We start from the raw sequence: 267 nt of genomic DNA, 5'->3' as shown, positions 1-267 counted from the left end.
TGCCGCCGACCAGGTAGTCCACGCCTTCGACCGCCGGGATCGTGTAGGTGTCCTCTGCGGTGCCGTCCTTATCCGTGAACACCACCGCAGCCGGGGTCACCGGGTAAGGGGTGGCCTTGAACGCCGCGGTCCATTCGGTGACGGCGCCGGCGGCGATGACGTAGTCGGCCTGCACCCTGGCGGTGATCGTCACGGTGCCAGTGCCCTTGTGGGTGCCCGGGGGAACGGTCTTGCCGCCGACCAGGTAGTCCACGCCTTCGACCGCCG

1 protein-coding gene is annotated in these 267 nt (G+C 69.3%); it reads right to left on the bottom strand.

What is annotated here, in order from left to right:
• Positions 1–267, bottom strand: a 267-nt coding sequence (locus tag AC5RUH_RS16730; protein ID WP_494129160.1) for a hypothetical protein, incomplete at both ends; no start/stop codon positions are given.

It is taken from the genome of Arthrobacter sp. Y3223166 (genome assembly GCF_059090935.1).
Note: the sequence above shows the minus strand (reverse complement) of the source record. Positions and strands in the feature narration are given on the sequence as shown.